The following is a 19,889-nucleotide window of genomic DNA, read 5'->3' on the forward strand; positions in this document are numbered from 1 at the left end:
TAGATGATTAAACACAATATTCTTGCCTTAGATGCATCAACTGAAGCGTTATCGCTGGTGCTACATTATCAAGGGCAAACATTTCATCATTTTGAAGAGTGCCCACAGCAGCACAGCCAAAAGATTTTGCCTTTAATTGATGAGTTACTGGCAAAGGCGCAATGTAAACTAACCGACTTAGATGTTATTGGCTTTGGTCAAGGACCGGGTAGCTTTACTGGCGTGCGTATTAGTGTTGCGATTGCTCAAGGTTTAGCGTATGCCGCACGCTTACCTTTGGTTGGCGTATCAACATTGCAGATGATGGCGCAACAAGCGTTTGAACAAGACCAAGCCAGCGATGTGTTTTCTGCCATTGATGCACGTATGGGTGAGATTTATTACGCTCATTATAAAGCTGATGATAATGGTTTAATGCTGCTTGTTGATGAAGAGCAAGTCATTAAACCTGAGTTGCTTACGCTACCTGAAATAGCGGCAACTGCGGTGGGTACGGGTTGGCAGACCTATCCTGCACTTGTTATAGAACTTGCAAATGTAAGTCTAAATGAGAACATTTTATTGCCTGATGCAAAGTACATGCTGGCCTCGATTGCAACTGCCTATGCTCACGGTGATACAGTGACTGCAGCGAATGCGCAGCCTAAATATGTTCGTGATACAGTGACTTGGAAAAAGCTACCAGGCCGAGAGTAACAGAGAGAGTAACGGGACTTGCGTGCCCGTCAGTTATGGCACATAATTTAGTCATGTTTGATGTGGAATTACGAGTTTGACTTTACCTATTGGCTCAGGCTTTTATACTGGTGACATTCCCGGTCAATATAGCCGTAAAAATACCGTTACTGATAAGCCTAAAGCGATATCAGACCAAACGGCTGAGCAAAAATCGTCAACAGAGTATGTTAAATCAAGCCCTCAAGCTGTTGCTATTGCTGATGAGTTTAAAGCTGAGTCGCAAAGCTATCAGCAAACAATTTATGACAAACCAAGCAACCCAAAAACCAGTCGCGCTATTTCAACCTATACGGAATTTGCTAACTTAGAGCGTCGCGCCGAAGTGCAAAGCCTTATTGGCGTTGATGTATATGCTTAGCTAATTGCTAATACTGAATTCACAAAAAAGCCTAAACAAAATGTTTAGGCTTTTTTTATGATTGGATTGGATTACTAAGGTATATAAATTACTGCTTAATAAAATCAATCAGCTTGTCGGCAATCGCGGTATTGTTTTGCGAACCGTAGAAATCTTCTGCACGTTTACCATAGGCAAACACTTGCACATCAATAGCGGTGTGGCCGCCAGTAGTCCAACCCGTGAAGCTGGCATGATTGATGATATCTTTTACAGCAAGTAGCAGTGCTTTCTCGCCCATTTTCTTAGCTTCGCTTAGCTTAATGCTGTTAGCATCAGTGAATTCGATATCAGAATACTTTTGCCATACTGCTTTTAAGTCATCGCTTTCAAGTAGATCTTTTGTGATAGTGCCAGCTGTTGCTTTAACACCTTTAATTACGTCAGTTTCCCACTTATATTGACCATGAGCACCAAGTGTTAAGCCACCTGTTGAGTGGTCGGCAGTGATAACAAGCAGAGTATCAGGGTTTTTATCAACATACGCTTTTGCTTGTTCAATCGATTTAGCAAAGTCGTCCATTTCGCCCATAGCACATGCGATGTCGTTTGCATGACCACACCAGTCAATTTGGCTGCCTTCGATCATCACAAAGAAACCTTTGTCGTTTTGACCATCAAGTAAATCAAGCGCTTTAGTTGTCATTTGCGTAAGGCGCGTTGGATTTTCGTCAAGCGCAAACGGTAAACCTACTTCAGCGAATAAACCAAGTGCTGGAACCTGTTTTAAGTCACTCATTGCTGCAAAGTCATCGCTGTACTGATAACCTGCTGCTTTAAACTCTTCCACTAGGTTACGGTCTTCACGAACGTAATATTTCGTGCCGCCACCTAACATTAAATCAACCGGTAATTTACCCGCGATTTTGTTATCGATATAGTCGTTAGCAATCTCGTCGTAGTTACGGCGTGATTCGTTATGTGAAGCAAAGCTTGCTGGTGTAGCGTGGTTAATTTGCGAAGTAGCTACGAGTGCTGTTGTCATACCGCGCTCTTTGGCAACTTCAAGCATGGTTTTTACTGGTTTTTTATCAGTATCAACAGCAATTGCACCATTATAACTTTTATGACCACTGCTCAGTGCTGTTGCACCAGCAGCGCTGTCTGTTACATAGGTATGATCGTCTGGGTAGGTATGAGCCATACCACGTAAAATCGTATCGAAAACAGTTGGGTCAACAACTTTAGTATTTGGATCATCTTTAAAGTAACGATATGCAGTTGTGTACGCTGGGCCCATACCATCACCAATCATATAAATGATGTTTTTTGGTGCTGATTCAGCCATTACTGAGCCTGCTGAGCATAATAATGCTAAAAGACTTAATTTTAATTTCATTGATGTAACCTTATTATTGTGCCCTTATTTATACTGCGAGGATTATTGTATACTAGCCAGACGATAAATAAACGCCTTTAAGTTGAAACGCTTAATAAATAGGAGCAATTGTGCAACCTTTTTCTTTTCAAACTGGCACTCAGGCAATGCATGGCCTAACCTTTGGTCATGGCGAAGAGGTTGTGATTGCCTTACATGGTTGGCTTGATAACGCACATAGTTACATACCTATGTTACAAAATGCGCAGCTAAATCAGCGTTGGTATTGTCTTGATTTTCCTGGCCATGGTTTATCTGATTGGCGAAGTAGTGACGCCCATTATTACTTTATTGACTACATTGATGACGTCTATAAGTTTATTGAGTCGCTTGATGTAACGAAAGTGCATTTAGTTGGTCATTCTATGGGCGCCATGGTGGCTGGCGTTTTTGCTAGTTGCTTCCCTGAAAAGGTCGCATCGGTAAACTTTATTGAGGGGATCGGCTGCGCTACAACTAACAGCAATGAAGTGAGCAGCCAACTTCGAAAAGCAATATTAAATAGAGCGCGGGTAAACAGTAAAGGCCCTCGCGCATTTGACTCAATAGCGCACATTATTAGTGCAAGGCTTGCAAGTGGTGACCTTGAATACCCACAAGCAGAGCTTTTAATGACACGAAATAGTTACGAAAAAGCAGGTAAGTGGTATTTAACAACCGATCCTAAGCTTAAAAATCACTCAGGATTTCGCTTTGATGAGGCGCAATGTATTGCAACCATCAAACAAATTAACGCACCATGTCAGCTTCTCTTAGGAGATAAGGGTTACCCTTTCGTTAGGGATAACCTAGAGGCATATGGTAAATATTACAAGGAGTTAAAAATTCATGAGATACCTGGAGGTCACCATTGCCATATGCAAAGTCCTGCATTAACCTTAGAGCACATTCATGCATTTATTGGGCAGTATAAAGCAAGTTAATTGTATAATTGCACCAAATGTGGGATTATCTGCACCATTAGAGTATTTACTCCATTGAGAAACGGCCTTAGTTAGATTAAGGTTATTAAAAAATATAATTATAAACAGGAGCTAAGAGTGGAAAAAATCTGGCTTAAACGCTACCCAGAAGGTATGCCTGAAACAATCGACCCTGAGCATTATCACTCGCTACTCGACTTGTTTGAAAAAAGTTTTGCTGACTATAGTGACCTTCCAGCCTTTACCAACATGGGTAAAGTGTTGACCTATAGTGAGTTAGACAGTGCAACAAAACGTGTTGCGTCGTACATTCAAAATGATCTTGGTCTGAAAAAAGGCGACAAAGTAGCGGTTATGATGCCGAATCTACTGCAAACGCCTGTGACTATTTTAGGTGTTCTTCGTGCAGGCTGTGTAGTGGTAAACGTAAACCCACTTTACACCGTGCGTGAATTAGAGCATCAGTTAAATGACTCAGAGTCATCAGCAATTTTCATTCTTGCTAACTTTGCCGATACCCTAGAAAAAGCATTACCAAAAACCAACGTTAAGCACATTGTGGTTACCCAAGTGGGTGACATGGTGGGCGGCCTTAAAAAGCACATCGTTAACTTTGTGGTTAAGCACGTTAAGAAAATGGTGCCTAGCTACACATTGCCAAATGCAATCAAATTTGCAGATACGCTTGCTGGTAACGAAGCAAGCTATAAAAAGCCAGCAGTTGATTTAAATGACTTAGCATTCTTGCAATACACAGGTGGTACAACGGGTGTATCTAAAGGTGCAATGCTATCGCATGGCAACATGGTTGGTAACCTTGAACAAGTATCAGGTTGTTTAGACAAAGTATTAGAGCGCGGAAAAGAAGTGGTTATTACGGCACTGCCGCTTTACCACATCTTTGCTCTGACTGCGAACTGCCTAACATTTATGAAATACGGTGGTTTAAACGTACTTATTACCAACCCTCGTGATATGCCTGGCTTTGTAAAAGAGTTAGCACAACACAAGTTTACCGCGGTAACGGGTGTAAATACGCTATTCAATGGTTTACTAAATACCCCAGGTTTTGCTGAGCTTGATTTCTCAACATTAAAAATGTCACTTGGCGGTGGCATGGCGGTACAACGCCCAGTTGCTGAAAAATGGCAAGCTGTAACGAAAACCAAATTAATGGAAGGTTATGGCTTAACTGAGTGTGCACCACTTGTTACGGTCAGCCCTTACGACCTTGAAGGTTATAACGGTTCAATTGGTTTACCAGCACCTAGCACTGATATTAAGCTTATGCTTGAAAATGGTGAAGAGGCAGCAAAAGGTGAGCCAGGCGAGCTTTGGGTTAAAGGCCCACAAGTTATGCAAGGTTATTACAACCGCCCAGATGCAACAGCCGAATGCTTAAAAGACGGTTGGTTTGCAACGGGTGATATTGCAACTTACGATGATGAAGGTTTCTTCTATATTGTTGATCGTAAGAAAGACATGATTATTGTATCTGGCTTCAACGTGTTCCCAAATGAGATCGAAGAAGTTGTAGCTATGCACGAAGGCGTGCTTGAAGTGGCAGCTATTGGTATCCCTCATGAGGTCAGTGGCGAACAAGTTAAAGTTTTTGTCGTGAAAAAAGATCAATCTTTAACTGAAAAAGATATAATAAAACACTGTCGTGATAATTTAACGAACTATAAGGTGCCTAAACTCGTTGAGTTTAGAGATGAACTACCAAAAACAAACGTTGGTAAGATTCTAAGAAGAGCCTTAAAGGACGAAAAGAAATAATTAAAGCCGGCATTAGCCGGCTTTTTTATGGTATAGAAAGGGGTATAAGTGCAATATCAACTGATCGAAACACAAAATCAATTAAATGATTTTGTAGAAAAAATTACAGGTAAACCGGTACTGGCAATTGATACCGAGTTTATGCGTCGTCGTACGCTTTACCCTGAAGTTGCACTTATTCAAGTATATGATGGTGAGCATTTAGCGTTAATTGACCCTCTGGCTGAGTTGTCGCTTTTTGATTTTTGGCAAGTACTCAAAAACCCAGAAGTGTTAAAAGTATTGCATTCACCGTCAGAAGATATTGAAGTGTTTCAAAAATACGCTGGCTTTGTACCAACACCACTGTTTGATACTCAATTTGCACTGCAAATATTAGGTCATGGTAACTGCATGGGCTTTGCGCACATGGTTAAAGAGTTGCTTGATATCGAAATTGATAAAAGCGAATCACGCACTAATTGGCTACAGCGCCCACTAACAGAAAAGCAACTAGATTACGCCGCTGCCGATACGTATCATTTACTGCCTTGTTTTGAAATTATTAAAAAACAAATTGATGAAGCTGGCTTTTTTGACATCGTGATCAGCGAAAGCGAGTTAGTTGCGCAAAAACGTGCTTACCAAACACCTGCAGAGCAGCTTTACAAAGACATTAAAAATGCTTGGCAATTACGACCGCACGACTTAGCTGTATTACGCGAGCTTGCTGCATGGCGCCGTGAAAAGGCAGAGCGCAAAAACCTCGCTCTTAACTTTGTAGTAAAAGAGCACAACATGGTTGAAATTGCTAAGCGTAAGCCTGCAAGTTTAAATGCGTTACGCAGAGTGCCGGGTGTTGAGCCAATGGAAGTGAACCGTTCGGGCGTTGAAATTTTAAAATGTATTGAGCGTGGTAAAGCTGTTCCTGTCAGCGAACAACCTGCACAATTAAAACGTTTAATTGATTTTCCGGCTTACAAAAAAGCCGCTAAAGATATTAAACAAAAAATTACTAAAGCTGCAAAAGAGCAGGGCATTCCTGAAGATGTATTGGCCTCTAAAAAACAGATTAACCAGCTTATCAGCTGGAATTGGAAGCTCGATGCTGATGAGCGTAAAGCTGCATCAAAGCCAGATCTGTTTAACTCATGGCGCTATGAGTATGTGAAAGACGTACTTAAAGAGTGGCAAAACTAAGTAACTAACTTTTTAAAGGGCTTTTTATGCTTTGACTTGCATTAAAAGCCCTGAAACTTACTGCGTTTACGCGTAACCTCTAACCAATGCAGTAAGTTATTATCATATCGTTTTAATCGTTGTTTTTGTTTCGACGTTAAATAATAAAATGGCGCGAATATAAAGTAGCCATGACCAATGATTACTACACAATTAAAACCATATTTAGAAAATTGTTTAATTTGTTTAGTTTTGTTTGGCTCAATATGAACATTACCAAACGCTGAGCTATAAAAAATACCGTGACGACATATAGTCAGCTCATTTTTACTGCTCAATACCAAAAAAGTAATGACTAACGATGTAAGCATAAAAGCCAGCAAAAGTAGCTCATAGAGCGGATGCTTTTGGGATGTCGCTTTTAGAATAGACAATGTTAAAACAGCTAAAGTCACGAGGATCGCAAGTGTGCTTTTCTCTGAACTCTTCCTTAAATTCAATACGTTCATTCTCAGTCCTTGAGAGGCTTTTTTAATATAGTACTTCGCTACTTAGATAAAACAATCTGCCGAACAAATGAAAGTAAACACTACTTTTAATGTTTTATTATTATTTTTTTGCAGTGTAATTTATTTAGCTTGTTGAAATTAAATGAGATATTAAAAGGTAAATGGTTAGATATAAGAATAAATAAAATAGAGTAATAAAAACTCTAAATCCTGTTTCTGCATGTGTTTGAAGATTAAGTGTTCAATAGTCCATCTTCCTTTTAGCTGGCAATTAGTTATTGACTCTGGTAGTAATATCTTATTCAGAAAAACGAGCCGTACTACGGCAGAAGACTACGAAATTCGTTCACTATAAAATGTTTTATTATTGGAGGCTTTATCGACACGTTGGCATTAATCATCGGCTCAATAATATTCTTTGTTTTGGTCGTAAAATTGGAATCTTTGATACCTATTAACTTTATGGATAAGGCGCAGAGAACGTTCGTTGATTTAGGTGATGCCGTAAAAGTGAGGGCAGGTGCGAACGCTCGCTTTTTTAACACCAAAGGGCAATTGATTAAAAAGCAGGATATTGTGAAGATTCAGAAAGCAGGCTGTCTTTCTTTGTTCACTTACTCAAATAATGCAATCGATATCACAGTACACCCCCTGAACAGGAATTCTGTGTTTGACGAGGCTAAACGATTATTTCCAAAGGCTAAAATTGTTGAAATTGACATGGAAAACTAACAAGTTAAAACGTTATGTGCAGGGAAAACGAAGTGAATCAAGGTCCAAAAATCAGTAGCTATTCTATAAGTTAAATATACTTCATAACTCAGTGTGTTTGGTATAAATCGTTTTAAGAGACAGGATTGCTAGCGCTAGATTAGGCTCTTCTTCGCTTCACAGCATTATTAGCCCTCATATGGGCGTTAAATTTTAAGGAAGATTCGGCATTGGAATCACTAAAGTTAAAAGACTTTCTTCACCCAAGACCTTCTCCAAAGGGGATTGATGTTCTATGTAAGTTACAACATTTTGCGATTATCACTTACGCTGTAGAACCTTCGAGGTTTTGTGGGATTTTTCCAAATCGATTTAAACTTGATACTTTAACAATTAATGGTCAAGAAAAAGCTTTAATATCTGTCGTTCCTTTTATTGATGTTGACTTTACATCAGCGGTATTCCCATTTCCTAAATTCACTATGGGGCAAACAAATTACCGAATTTATATCATCGATAAAGAAACAAATGAGCGATGCGTTTGGTTTTTGGGTACGACGTTAGATTCATGGACACTGGCGGTGCCAAGATTTTGTTGGGACTTACCTTGGTATAGCGGTAAAGTAAAATTTGATTGTGAATATGATGAAACACAACAAATATACCGTAAATACAAAATGACCACGGATGCTAAATGGGCTCCTGCCAGCGTAGAGTTATCTCAAAAACAGGGAACAACTATAGATTTAGCTGGTTTTCCTGATACAGAAACAGGGCTCGTCTATTTAACCCATCCATTAGCTGGGTTTTATCATCGTCGAGATGGCAAGCTAGGAACTTATCGAGTATGGCACAAGCAATTAGAGGTTTCTTCAGCAAATCTTGTATCCGCAAATTTTGGTTTGTTAAGCAAAACAGGGTTAGTAACTATTGAAGAGCAGCAAGTTGCGCATAGCGTACTTATTGAACCTATTAATGAATTTGCTATTTATTTACCGCCTAAAGTGTTGAAATAGAAATATATAAAATTAGTAACTGGAAGTTTGATATTTGACTAACACTCGTTCTTCGCTATTTTTGCCATACTTAAAACGCGCCATATTGTGGTGCTATGCATAAAGGTGTACTTTTGAGATTGTTTATTCTCTCTTTTATTATTTTTTTTAGTAGTACATCAATCGCACAAGAGAATGTATGCCCTGTATCAGATAATGAGTCTTTGGATAAATTGAAAGAAAGTGACTTTTCAAAGGAATCATTGGAAAAAACACTCGGGGACCTCCAGAAGTTATTTGATGGAAAAATCGATGTCGCTGATGAATTTATATGGCAAAGCCAGTTGATAATTGAAGGTGCGTACTATCGGATGGAAGTGGATAAATGGAAGGATGAACCCACCAAATATAAATATTCGGTGGAACGTTTTTGTAATTTCATGAAAGAAAGAGCTTACTACGTACATTAATACGCAGAACAAGCTGCTGAAGCCATGAAGGCGAAAGTAAGTTGTCTTTTAGCAAACGGCGTTGGTACAGAAAATAGTGTAATTATTAAGAATGAAGACACTCGACAAATATATCAAAATTTATCTCGAGCTTTGAGAAAAATTTCCAAACCTTATCATAGCCAACTACTAATTAGGGTTTGATCTGTCAGTGTAATGTTTCAACAATTAATGCACTTAATTAGCAGTAACGCAAAGAAGAGAAGAAAATATGGAAGTTTACGAATACGATTTAGTAGCACTAGTACTTCTTATCATTGGGCTTTATGTTCTAAGCAAGAATGAACTTGAATTTACTCTGTCTGTAGGCCCAACGAAACTGAATGGGTCTGTGGATGATAACAGTAAGTACACAAAGAGTAGCAAAGGCAATTTGGGAAAGGTTCAGACTAAAATTATTGGCTGCACGTTTATTGCTACTAGCTTACTAATATATTCCACCGTTAAAGGCGAGCTAGTTTTTTTACTGTGAATCAAGAGTCTATTTGTTATTGAAAATATCCAACTATTAAATTTCCACAATGAAGGAAAAGTAAAGGTTGGCTTGTTGCTCGTTTAACCTGGCATTATATTCTAGAGGTTCTTTCATATTTGTCGGTCTCATAGGGGTTGAAAAAAAATTCCTAAGAAGTGGCATGCATTCGAGGCAAGTTTCTATGTAAATTCAGATCAGGAAAAAGTGATACAACTTTACCTCATATAGCAAACTTGGTTTTTTGGCGTTGGTATTTTTAAAATATAAACAGATGCATTGAACGGAAATTTAGGAGTGCTTTTGTGAAAGGGACTGCATTCATTCTTCTCATCGTAGCAGTTTTCGGTATTCTTAAACTCATTGCTCCGAAGATTGTGGCGTTTTTGCCTGAGTGGGCAAATGGGCTCATTTTTCTCATTGTATTTTTAGTTTTATGTTTTCAATTTGGACGATTTATCTTTAGACATCGAAGAAAGGACGATTAGCTGTTTGTTTTAAAGCGTATAACAAACAATTTAAGCTGTCGTTCAGTCGTTTCCACAGCGTGTTTACAACACTTTAGAAATAGTAAGGAATAAATTTGCGTATTAATTTTCCAAAGGTGAGTCCGACTCTGCGGACTTTGTTTTCTTTAAGTGTGCTGCTAATTTTGGCTGCGCAGTTTTACTACGTGGGTCAATTTAACGTTATAAACTCAATATTGTTAAGTTTATGCTGTGTATTTCTAGTAGCTTGCTTTTTAGTTTTATCGCGTTGGAAAGCATATATTAATTTTTTGAAGCAGATCGGTGAGAAAATCGAACGTGATAGGTTTTATAAAAATGAACACACGGTATCGGCAGTGCCATTCAAAAGCTTACCAATAGCAGTTCATGCTTGTATGGATGATTCGGCCTTATTAATCAAAAAGGCAAATAGCTATATAGCTGTTAATTTTGAAAATATTCACTCGTTTCAGCCAACGGAATATTGTGGGCATCCAATTGCAAAAGTAGTTTTAGTTGAGCAAAAAGATCTGGAGTTTCCATTGTATGTACCTTGGAATGAAGAAATGGCGCAACATGTTATTTCTGACTAAAGCGTAGAATAGAGCAATCTCACAGTACGTTTGCTATTAAACTATCTAATACCAACCCGCAATAATACTTAATCATTTTGAGGGATTAAACCTGTCGCTAACTGCGTTAAAAATTTCTCATTTAGAACAACTAAATAACGAAATTTTTGCCTTGTTATCAACGAGGTTTTATTGCCTCAAAATAGACTACATAATTAAACGGGTTGGTATAAGGAAACAGATTATTAGAGTTATATGCAATAAGTAATAATTGCGTGTATCTAACAGCTACACTACAATATGTGTATCAATCAGATACACAGGAGTTCACAATGGCTACTAAAACAGCACCAATTAATATGCGAGTAGAGCCATCAGTTAGAGATATAATAGATGCTGCAGCAAGTTTAATGAAATTAGACAGAACCGTGTTTATCCAAAAAGCTGCATTAGCTGAAGCACATGAAGTTATTTCTAATCATAGAGACTTTATTCTGGCTGAACAAGCGTATGATGCTTTTGAGCAGGCGCTAACTGCTGAGCCAATAAAAGACAAAGGAATGAATGAGCTATTGAATAGGAAATCACCTTGGGAATAAAGGCCCCAGAATTACTGACAGATGAGCATGTGTTAGATGTGTTTAGTTGCGGTAAACCAGAATTAGACGACTGGCTTATAAAAAAAGCGCTAAAAAACCATAAAAGAAATAACACTAGGGTGTATGTGGTTTGTGATGACAATAATAAAGTAATAGGATACTACGCCATTGCTATGGGGTCAGTGCAAAGAGAAAGCGCTTTGTCATCTCTTAAAAGAAATAGCCCCAATCCAATCCCTATGGTTGTTCTGGCAAGGCTAGCAGTTGATGAAGGATATAAAGGTCGTGGGATAGGTGTGGGCTTATTGAAGGATTGTGTCTTACGCTCTGTACACGCGATGAATGTTGTTGGTGGAGCTGGAATCTTAGTTCACGCTCTCGATGACGAAGCAAAGGCATTTTATAAAAGGTTTGGATTTAATGAATCGCCGATTGATGCTATGACTCTAATGGCGAGAGTTATTGATATCGAAGCTTCACAGACATAAAAATATGTTTTTATATAGCGCGGAGTAGTGAAACTGTAATATTAAAAATCAATGCTTTAACTCTCTCCTTCAAATTAAATCCAAGTCATGAGCTCACGTGTTTAAAGCGAGCTCATTCCTAAATAACCTTATAAACCAAGTAAGATCTTATCTAAGTTTTGTTTTGATTTAGCAACGCTTTGTAGTGGGGTTAACCCGTTTGGATATTCTTCTTGCTCAAGTACTAACCATTTTGTGTTGCCGTGCGACTCTAAAGTATCGATGATGGCAGGCCAATCAATGTTGTTTTCGCCGATTATCGGGCTCATGTTGCTACCCTCAATCGTACGAACTTTAATGTGCGTAGCAAGCGTGCGGTTAGGGTACTTTTTAATAAAGTAGATTGGATCTTTAGCTGCGTAATTAACCCATCCAATATCTAACTGCAATGGCATGGTCTTGGGTGTGTTACTGGCAATATAATCCCAAAATGTAGCGTTATTAAATGCATTAAACTCTTTATTATGATTGTGAAAACCGATCTTCATATTAAAGCGAGTTGCATAATCACTAACTTTAGTAAGCTCTTTAACCAGAGATTTAACTCCTTCAGGGTGCCATGCTCTTTCATCCCAAGGTACATAAAGTGTAGTAACGCCAAGGGTCTTGTAAAACAGCAGGGTGCTATCAATAGTGTTTTCACTGAGTGCATCAAAGCCGATGTGGGCACTACTGGCAACTAAACCTAATTCAGAGAGCTTTGCTTTTAAGGCCGCTGGGTTATCAGAATAAGGGCCAAAATCTCCGGCAAACTCAACGCCGTCAAATCCCATTTCGGCAAGTGATTTAAGCGTACCATTAAAGTCATTTTTTAAGGTGTCTTTGACTGACCACAATTGCACACTCACTGGCAGTTTAGCGAATAATTGACCACTAAATACAAGGCTAATAATGAGCAATAAAATGCGGGTTTTAAACATTCTTCAATCCTAAAAAAAGCAGGGGGCTGACCCCCTGCACTGTGTTAAAAATAACACAAGGGGGAAAGTTAATCGATATAGGCGTACTCGCTTAAACCAAGCTCAGCTAAAACCTGATCTAAATGGGCTTTTGCTTCATCAGAAGGCCCAGGGTAATCACCTGCAATAGGCACATTGCCAAGGTAACCAATGTCTTTACAGCCTTCAGGCGTACAAAAAAATGCTGCCAGCACTAATTCTTTAAAGCGTAAAAAGGCTTTACCAATGCGCTGAAATTGAGCAGGTGTTTGCTCGTTTAAAAACGCAATATCGTCTAAAATCGCGCGATGTTGCTTTTCGTTAAGTGCAACAAATTGCTTTTTAAAACGAAGCTGTGCCTCATCGTTAAGCCACGCTAATGAATTTAAAATTTTAATTCTATCGCGTTGTTGGCCTTCATACGGTGCGCTCACCCATTCATTAATAACAGCCGGTACTTGTAGCTCACTGGCTGAAGGAATAGCGCCTTCGCGCGGTACAATGTAATCAGATAAAAGCGCTACTAACGTGAGTTCGTCTGCGGTTAAGGTCAGTGGCCAAGGTGATTCTGGTGGCATAACCAAATTAGGATCTTGACCATAGCCTTTAGCGGTTACAGGCTTGATATCTAAATCAGGCCAATGCTCTTTTGCAGAGACTGCAACGTCATCTTCCAGTGCGTTTGTGCAGCCAGCAGTTAAACCAATCGCCGAGCCCGCAGCTAATAGACCAAGCCATTTTAAAGACTCACGGCGGCTCATGTTTGAAACATAGTTATATGAGTCGTGTTCGTTACGATGATGCATAATTAAAGTACCCCGTTATCAATTTGTTGAGCAAGCCAAGTTGAATTACGCATTGCCAGTGTCATGATGGTGAGCGTACAGTTTTTATGAGGGTTAGAAGCAAATACACCGGCATCCATTACAAATAGGTTATTACAATCCCATGTTTGACCCCATTGATTGGTGACAGAGTCTTTCTTTGAGCTGCCCATTCGTGTGGTGCCCACTTCGTGAATGATTTCGCCACCTTTTGAAATTGCTTTTTCAGCAGGTGGGAGTTCGCCAACGGTCGCACCCATGTTTTCTAGAATTTGCTTCGCAGTTTTTAAACCATGTTCGATTTGCTTTAATTCTCTGTCAGACCACTTAAAGTGGAACTTTGATACCGGAATACCCCATTTGTCTTTAACGTTTTCGTCAATTTCCATGTAGGTATCTTTGTTCGGTAACATCTCACCACGCAGAGCAAAACCAACGTAAGAGCCATATGCATCACGAATTTGCTGTTTAAGGGCAGGGCCATAGCCTTGTTTATCACCCGATACACCCGAGCCTGGTTGTCTAAAGCCACCGCCAATTTCAAAGTGATAACCACGTGGGAAATCTAATTCATTGTTAGCTTGTGCTTGATGACCCCACCAAGGAATAAATAAGTGATTAGCGGTATGTCCATCTTCGTTATAACGTGGGCGACCTTTAAGTGCCGGAATTTGCGCACCTAACCATGCACCCGTCGAATCCATCAAGTTTCGACCTACTTGGCCACTTGAGTTAGCAAGGCCTTTTGGGTGCTTTTTATTCTTTGAGTTTAATAAAATACGTGCTGATTCACAGGCGCTGGCGGCTAAGATAACCACATCGGCATCAATAGCATGTTCGGTTATTGTGTGTTTATCAACATAGGTGACGCCAGTGACTTTACCTTGCTCATCAACTTTGACTGATTTAACCATGGCATCGGTAATAACTTTTAAGTTGCCGGTGGCTTTTGCCATAGGTAATAGCGATGTAGTAGTTTGAAAAGCAGCACCAATTGAACAACCAGAGCCACAAGGCGTTGCATAAAAACAGGCCATGCGATCATCTTTCGGGCGGGTTAATACCGCACGGTGCATAGGCACTGCTTGAATGCCCATTTTCTTTGCAGAAGCGGCAATTAAAAGCTCAGGAACACGCGGCTTTGGTGGTGGCTGTAAAATACCCGGTGACGAATCAGGCATATCTTCATGGCCAGTATTGGTGCCACATACACCCACAAGTTCTTCGGTTTTATCGTACCAAGGTGCTAAGTCAGCGTATTCAAATGGCCAGTCGGCACCATGACCATCACGGCTTTTGCCTTTAAAATCGTGTTCACTAAAGCGTAATGAATAGCGGCCCCAGTGGTTAGTTCGACCACCTAACATACGTGCGCGCCACCAATAAAAGTCGCTTCCTTTGGCGCTGGTATAAGGCTCATCAGGTACTTGCCAGCCGCCATCAACGGTTGCGTCGTAAAAGCCAAAGTTTTTGTCTTTGTTACCTGCACCCATAAGTGGGGCTTCGTTGTTACGACGAAACATCGGGCTTTCTGTTTTCGGGTCATAATTACAGCCCGCTTCAAGTAATAACACCTTGTGACCAAGCTTGGTTAACGTGTATGCGGCCATTGCACCGCCAGCACCAGAGCCAACAACTAATACCTTATGTTTAAAATCAGACATCTTATAGCTCCTTGATTTTTATATTTTTAAACCACACTTTGTCACCATGGTCTTGAAGCCCGATATGACCTTGTTCAGCCGTTGCAAAGTTTTTCCAGGTTGCAAACTTACTGCCTTTAACAAGGGTGTTCCATGTTGTACTGCCAATTACAATGCTGGTGGTGCTAATACCGTTTTGCCAAACTTGTAAGTGGTTGTCTTGCATTTTAATGCGTACATGGTTCCAGCTATTTGCTGGTTTGTGCGCCGCAACTGGCGCAGCAAATAAATCGTAAATTGACCCTGCTAAGTGCGAGTCAATTTCGGTATCTGGGTGTTCTTCGTTATCGATATTTGAATTTCAGGTGCATGAGAGTAAATCATCTGTCCGGTTTCATCAGCTAATACAAAAATACCGCTATTGCCTTTAGTAGAGATTTTCCAGTCAATCTGTAATTCAAAGTTTTGGTACTGCTTTTTAGTAAGCAGATCACCGCCACCTTTGGTTAATGTCATAGCGCCATCTTCAACGACCCATGCAGGATTTAAAGATTCGCTTTTAAAATTACGCCACTGCGACATATCTTTGCCGTCAAACAACAACTGCCAGCCAGCTTGCTTTTCTTGTTGTGTTAGCTGATTGTCAGCCGCATTAGCGAGTGCACAGCTACTAACGGTGAGCATTAAAGTCAGTGCTTTAAGAGATTTAAACATAGTGTTCCTCGACGATTTACTTGCTTAAGACGCACATTTTTCGGTGCGTTTGTTTTTATCAATTACTAAATGCAACCCAATGAATGCGACGATTAAAATAATTGGGAAGATCAGTAGGTTTTGTAATACAGCCTGTCCGGCTAAAATTTCAATTTGTTCAGCGCTTGCGCCACTTGCTTCTGCTGATGAGCGTGCCGTATCTATCCAGCTACCAATTACAGGGTTCCAGATGCTCATAGCAAACATGCCTGCACCGCCCATTAACGACATACCCAGCGCCCCTGACTTTGGAATGTATTCAGCAACGCAGCCAAGCATGGTCGGCCAAAAGTAGGTTACGCCAAGTGCAAAAAGCATCGCTGCTAGATAAATCATGCTGCCCTCGGCTTGGCTCATCATAAAGATACCTAAGCTTGCACAAATGGCAGATCCAAGTAATACACCAGTAGGGTTGAGCTTATGCACAATGGGGCCTGCAAAGAAACGACCAACCGCCATTAAGCCGGTGATCAGGGCTAATACCACCATAGGAGAGGCACCCGATGAACCTAAAATACGCTCAATCCATTGTTGTGTGCCAAATTCAGTGGTTGCGGTAAACGTCATACAGGCAATTAAAAAGATGTATAACGGCGTAAATAAGTGGCGAATATTGCTGCTGGTAGAGTGAGTACGCGTATCAAAGCGTGGAAATTGTGCTTTGATCAGCATAGCGCCATAGATAACCGTAGGAATTAAAATTAACGCTACTTGCCATTGCCAGTTTAAACCTGCTCCCGACATAAAATTCGAAGCAAGTGCGCCAATCACAATGCCACCTGGGAACCAAACATGAAAACGGTTTAGCATAGTGGTGGTGTTTTTAGGGTACATTTCTGCAATTAGTGGGTTACAGCCAGCTTCAACAGCGCCGTTGGCAAAACCAATTAAAAAGGTAGAAACTAGTAAGCCCCAAAAACCATCAGCTGTTATTGTCAAAACAAGACCAAGTAAATGACAGATAAACGCTAACGCCACTAATTTTTTCGCGCCAATGGCATTATAAATAATACCGCCGACCATAGTCGCGACCGGAAAGCCTAAAAATGCCATGGCATTAACCCAACCTAATTCGGTGTCGGTTAAGCCAAACTCACTGCCAAGTTGACCCAAAATACCAGCACGAATGGCAAAGGTCATGGAGGTCACAATCAGTGCTATACAGCAAAGCCGAAAGACAATGCGGTTATAATTATTGTTGTCCATATTGTGTGTCCTGTGTGTTCTATTGTTGTCGGTTTTATAAACCTAAAATTCGATTATTACGCTCAGTGTTTGTTGCGCCACTGGCAAAATCGTCAAAGGCTTTGTCGGTTGGGTTTATTAAGTGTGCTTTAATAAACTCAGCGCCTTCTCTTGCCCCATCCTCTGGGTGCTTTAAGCAACATTCCCATTCAAGTACAGCCCAGCCATCAAAACCATATTGAGTTAACTTGCTAAAGATTTGCTTAAAATCTACTTGGCCATCACCTAAAGAACGAAAACGCCCTGGTCGGTCTTGCCAGTTTTGAAATCCGCCATAAACACCTGAGCGGCCATTTGCGATAAATTCGGCATCTTTGACATGAAACGCCTTAATGCGCGAATGATAAATATCGATAAACGCTAAATAGTCGAGCTGTTGCAATACAAAATGGCTCGGATCATAAAGAATATTAACGCGTGGGTGATTATTGGTTGCTGCTAAAAAGCGCTCAAATGTCACACCATCATGCAGGTCTTCACCCGGATGTAATTCATAACACACGTCCACGCCATGCTCGTCAAAGCAATCTAAAATGGGTAACCAGCGCTTAGCAAGTTCACTAAAGCCTTGTTCAACAAGTCCTTGTGGACGCTGTGGCCAAGGGTAAAAGGTATGCCATAAAAAAGAACCCGAGAACGTCGCATGGGTTGTTAAACCAAGGTTTTTACTTGCTTTAGCAGCCATCATCAGTTGCTCTGTTGCCCACTTTGTTCGCGCTGCTGGGTTACCTTTTACATGCTCTGCGGCAAAGTTATCGAACATTTCATCGTAGGCAGGGTGAACAGCAATTAACTGGCCTTGCAAATGTGTTGATAGCTCTGAAATTGTAAGTCCATACTCTGTAGCAATACCAGTGACTTCATCGCAGTAATGCTGGCTTTGAGCTGCTTTTTCTAAATCAAAAATAGTCGGGTTTGAGGTTGGCACTTGAATCGCTTTGTAACCTAAACCGCTTGCCCACTCACATAAACCACGAAAGCTATTGAAGGGGGCTTGATCTGAAATAAACTGCGCCAAAAATATTGCTGGCCCTTTGATTTTATTCATTCTTTTTTATCCAATCTGTAATTTGTGCCATTTAGTATCTTGCTTCGATGAAGCAACAACATGCTCAATAAACGCCATACCACGCACAGCCTCATTGATGCCAGGCACATCAAATGCTGAATTTGTTGCGTTATCGCCTTGCTTAAATGCGTGGATCTGCGCTGCAAAATTGCGGTAAATATTGGCAAATGCCTCAAGGTAGCCTTCTGGGTGACCGGCAGGGGCGCGTAGGGCATTTTGCGTGTCAGGGTGTAATTCACCCACGCCCGCTCTAAGTAATGTTGCGGCTTGATTGTGGCCTCTTAGCCATAAGCTATTCGGCTCAAGTTGCGACCACTCAAGACTGGCTTTATCGCCATAAATACGCAGGCGTAAGTTGTTTTCATCGCCAATAGCAATTTGGCTTGCCAGTAAAACGCCTTTACAACCATTATTGAATCTAAGAAGCACGGTGCCATCATCATCAAGGGCTCGGCCTTCAACCACATGATTTAAATCGGCGCAAAGCTCGGTGATTTCGAGATCAGAAACATACTCGGCTAAGTTAGCTGCATGCACGCCAATGTCGCCCATACAACAACTAATGCCAGACTTACTGGTGTCTAAACGCCAGCTTGCTTGTTTTGAACCTTCGTCTTCGCTGTGTGCTAACCAGCCTTGAGTGTACTCAACAATGACTTTACGTATGCTGCCGAGCTCGCCTGCTTTTACGCGATGCTTGGCTTCTTTGACCATAGGGTAACCGGTGTAAGTGTGGGTTAACCCATATAAAACCTGCTGTTTTGCAATAATGCTTTGTAATTGCTCTGCTTCTGCGAGAGTAAGCGTTGCAGGTTTATCTGAGAGCACATGAAAACCATGTTCAAGCGCCATTTTCGCGACCGGAAAATGTAAGTGGTTTGGGGTGACAATAGCCACAAAATCAATACGCTTATCAGTAGGTAATTTTGCTTCTTCGGCAAAAAGCGTTTGGTAGCTGTCGTAGCAACGGCTGCTATCAAGCCCAAGTAGTTCGCCAGTTGCTTTACATTTTTTTGCGTCTGAACTGAATGCGCCTGCAACAAGCTCTATCATTCCGTCTAATCGCGCTGCAATTCGATGAATAGCGCCAATGAAGGCACCATCGCCACCGCCTACCATTGCCATGCGGATCTTAGCTTTGCTCATCTTAAGAGCTCCTAAATTTAAATAGCGTCTGCTACTGTTAATGTCATGTTATTGATAATAGGAAAGCTTAGCCAATAAGCGCTAATAAAAATTCGGTTGACAATGCAACAAAATCGGCGTTTAAAATATATAGGGCTGTTATTTATTGAGACAAAATTAAGCGATGGATATTCAAGAAATAATAAAAAAAGCTGGCGTAAATCAGCTAATTGCTGCATTTGATTTACTGCCAGATATCCTCTTTTGGGTAAAAGACACAGATAGTAGAATCTTGCATTGTAATCAGCATTTTATTGAGCATCAGGGTTATAAAACACTGGAGCAAATATTGCTAAAAACAGACTTCGATTTTTCACCAAAGCACCTTGCGTTTCAATACGTCAATGACGATAAACGGGTGATGGAAGGCTACATAGTAACTGACCGTTTAGAGCTGAACCAAACCCAACAAGGTGAGCTTGGTTGGTTTTCTACATCAAAGCATGCTTTAAAAGATCACGATGGCAATGTGATTGG

Annotated in this window: 21 protein-coding genes and 1 pseudogene; 12 read left to right on the forward strand and 10 right to left on the reverse strand. The window is 40.5% G+C overall.

Annotated features, from left to right (window positions below; translation table 11 throughout):
• The first annotated feature begins 3 nt into the window (after positions 1–3).
• Positions 4–696: a tRNA (adenosine(37)-N6)-threonylcarbamoyltransferase complex dimerization subunit type 1 TsaB gene (gene tsaB, locus C2M25_RS18835; protein WP_063707465.1), complete on the forward strand. Its 693-nt coding sequence runs from the start codon at positions 4–6 to the stop codon at positions 694–696.
• Positions 697–772: 76 nt separating this feature from the next.
• Entirely contained in the window at positions 773–1,096 is a 324-nt protein-coding gene (locus tag C2M25_RS18840) for a hypothetical protein (protein ID WP_062565644.1), read from the forward strand.
• An 88-nt stretch (positions 1,097–1,184) separates the two neighbouring features.
• On the opposite strand, the gene C2M25_RS18845 is transcribed toward C2M25_RS18840, so the two are convergent.
• Positions 1,185–2,474, reverse strand: coding sequence for an alkaline phosphatase (locus C2M25_RS18845; protein ID WP_063707462.1), 1,290 nt, complete (start codon positions 2,472–2,474; stop codon positions 1,185–1,187).
• Between the two features lie 110 nt (positions 2,475–2,584).
• Here C2M25_RS18845 and C2M25_RS18850 point away from each other — a divergent pair, with 110 nt between their 5' ends.
• The 3 genes from C2M25_RS18850 (at position 2,585) to rnd (ending at position 6,394) form a co-directional block, all read left to right on the forward strand.
• Positions 2,585–3,436 carry an alpha/beta fold hydrolase gene (locus C2M25_RS18850; protein ID WP_063707459.1) on the forward strand — a complete coding sequence of 284 codons (852 nt, stop codon included), beginning with the start codon at positions 2,585–2,587 and terminating at the stop codon, positions 3,434–3,436.
• 117 nt (positions 3,437–3,553) lie between these two features.
• Complete coding sequence (gene fadD, locus C2M25_RS18855; RefSeq protein ID WP_063707457.1) at positions 3,554–5,215, forward strand: long-chain-fatty-acid--CoA ligase FadD; 1,662 nt, start codon at positions 3,554–3,556, stop codon at positions 5,213–5,215.
• Between the two features lie 48 nt (positions 5,216–5,263).
• The gene (gene rnd, locus C2M25_RS18860; protein WP_063707455.1) at positions 5,264–6,394 is read left to right on the forward strand and encodes a ribonuclease D; all 1,131 of its coding nucleotides are present in this window, start codon (positions 5,264–5,266) and stop codon (positions 6,392–6,394) included.
• Between the two features lie 41 nt (positions 6,395–6,435).
• On the opposite strand, the gene C2M25_RS18865 is transcribed toward rnd, so the two are convergent.
• Complete coding sequence (locus C2M25_RS18865; protein ID WP_063707452.1) at positions 6,436–6,882, reverse strand: hypothetical protein; 447 nt, start codon at positions 6,880–6,882, stop codon at positions 6,436–6,438.
• Positions 6,883–7,269: 387 nt separating this feature from the next.
• Between C2M25_RS18865 and C2M25_RS18870 the strand changes: the two genes are divergently transcribed.
• From C2M25_RS18870 to C2M25_RS18910, 6 genes are all read left to right on the forward strand, one after another.
• Positions 7,270–7,614 carry a hypothetical protein gene (locus C2M25_RS18870; protein ID WP_158679749.1) on the forward strand — a complete coding sequence of 115 codons (345 nt, stop codon included), beginning with the start codon at positions 7,270–7,272 and terminating at the stop codon, positions 7,612–7,614.
• A 209-nt stretch (positions 7,615–7,823) separates the two neighbouring features.
• Positions 7,824–8,609: a DUF2071 domain-containing protein gene (locus C2M25_RS18875; protein ID WP_105181865.1), complete on the forward strand. Its 786-nt coding sequence runs from the start codon at positions 7,824–7,826 to the stop codon at positions 8,607–8,609.
• Positions 8,610–8,722: 113 nt separating this feature from the next.
• A complete protein-coding gene (locus C2M25_RS18880; RefSeq protein ID WP_105181866.1) occupies positions 8,723–9,058 on the forward strand; it encodes a hypothetical protein in 336 nt (111 codons plus the stop codon).
• A gap of 1,094 nt (positions 9,059–10,152) precedes the next feature.
• Positions 10,153–10,650, forward strand: coding sequence for a hypothetical protein (locus tag C2M25_RS18895; protein WP_158679751.1), 498 nt, complete (start codon positions 10,153–10,155; stop codon positions 10,648–10,650).
• A gap of 311 nt (positions 10,651–10,961) precedes the next feature.
• Entirely contained in the window at positions 10,962–11,228 is a 267-nt protein-coding gene (locus tag C2M25_RS18905; protein WP_055199007.1) for a type II toxin-antitoxin system TacA family antitoxin, read from the forward strand.
• Complete coding sequence (locus tag C2M25_RS18910) at positions 11,219–11,716, forward strand: GNAT family N-acetyltransferase (RefSeq protein ID WP_058584181.1); 498 nt, start codon at positions 11,219–11,221, stop codon at positions 11,714–11,716. Before C2M25_RS18905 ends, C2M25_RS18910 begins: the two co-directional genes overlap by 10 nt.
• A gap of 128 nt (positions 11,717–11,844) precedes the next feature.
• Here the strand turns inward: C2M25_RS18910 and C2M25_RS18915 are convergent, their stop codons facing one another.
• The 8 genes from C2M25_RS18915 to C2M25_RS18945 form a co-directional block, all read right to left on the reverse strand.
• A complete protein-coding gene (locus C2M25_RS18915) occupies positions 11,845–12,675 on the reverse strand; it encodes a sugar phosphate isomerase/epimerase family protein (RefSeq protein WP_105181871.1) in 831 nt (276 codons plus the stop codon).
• A 68-nt stretch (positions 12,676–12,743) separates the two neighbouring features.
• Positions 12,744–13,499, reverse strand: a complete 756-nt coding sequence (locus C2M25_RS18920; protein ID WP_105181872.1) for a gluconate 2-dehydrogenase subunit 3 family protein — start codon at positions 13,497–13,499, stop codon at positions 12,744–12,746.
• A 2-nt stretch (positions 13,500–13,501) separates the two neighbouring features.
• Positions 13,502–15,181 (reverse strand): GMC family oxidoreductase, encoded by a 1,680-nt coding sequence (locus C2M25_RS18925; RefSeq protein ID WP_105181873.1) that lies wholly within the window; start codon positions 15,179–15,181, stop codon positions 13,502–13,504.
• A gap of 1 nt (position 15,182) precedes the next feature.
• Positions 15,183–15,512, reverse strand: a complete 330-nt coding sequence (locus C2M25_RS22095; RefSeq protein ID WP_325051049.1) for a 3-keto-disaccharide hydrolase — start codon at positions 15,510–15,512, stop codon at positions 15,183–15,185.
• The gene (locus C2M25_RS22100) at positions 15,467–15,874 is read right to left on the reverse strand and encodes a 3-keto-disaccharide hydrolase (RefSeq protein WP_234003611.1); all 408 of its coding nucleotides are present in this window, start codon (positions 15,872–15,874) and stop codon (positions 15,467–15,469) included. Before C2M25_RS22100 ends, C2M25_RS22095 begins: the two co-directional genes overlap by 46 nt.
• Before the next feature lie 24 nt (positions 15,875–15,898).
• Positions 15,899–17,119, reverse strand: a complete 1,221-nt coding sequence (locus C2M25_RS18935) for an MFS transporter (protein ID WP_105181874.1) — start codon at positions 17,117–17,119, stop codon at positions 15,899–15,901.
• Positions 17,120–17,153: 34 nt separating this feature from the next.
• Positions 17,154–18,206: a sugar phosphate isomerase/epimerase family protein gene (locus C2M25_RS18940; protein WP_105181875.1), complete on the reverse strand. Its 1,053-nt coding sequence runs from the start codon at positions 18,204–18,206 to the stop codon at positions 17,154–17,156.
• 6 nt (positions 18,207–18,212) lie between these two features.
• Positions 18,213–19,373 carry a Gfo/Idh/MocA family protein gene (locus C2M25_RS18945; RefSeq protein ID WP_105181876.1) on the reverse strand — a complete coding sequence of 387 codons (1,161 nt, stop codon included), beginning with the start codon at positions 19,371–19,373 and terminating at the stop codon, positions 18,213–18,215.
• Positions 19,374–19,536: 163 nt separating this feature from the next.
• Here C2M25_RS18945 and C2M25_RS22105 point away from each other — a divergent pair.
• Positions 19,537–19,889, forward strand: a pseudogene (locus tag C2M25_RS22105) (PAS domain-containing protein); the annotation flags it as partial.

Source organism: Pseudoalteromonas sp. T1lg21 (assembly GCF_002964625.1).
In the GTDB taxonomy this organism is placed as follows: domain Bacteria; phylum Pseudomonadota; class Gammaproteobacteria; order Enterobacterales; family Alteromonadaceae; genus Pseudoalteromonas; species Pseudoalteromonas gelatinilytica.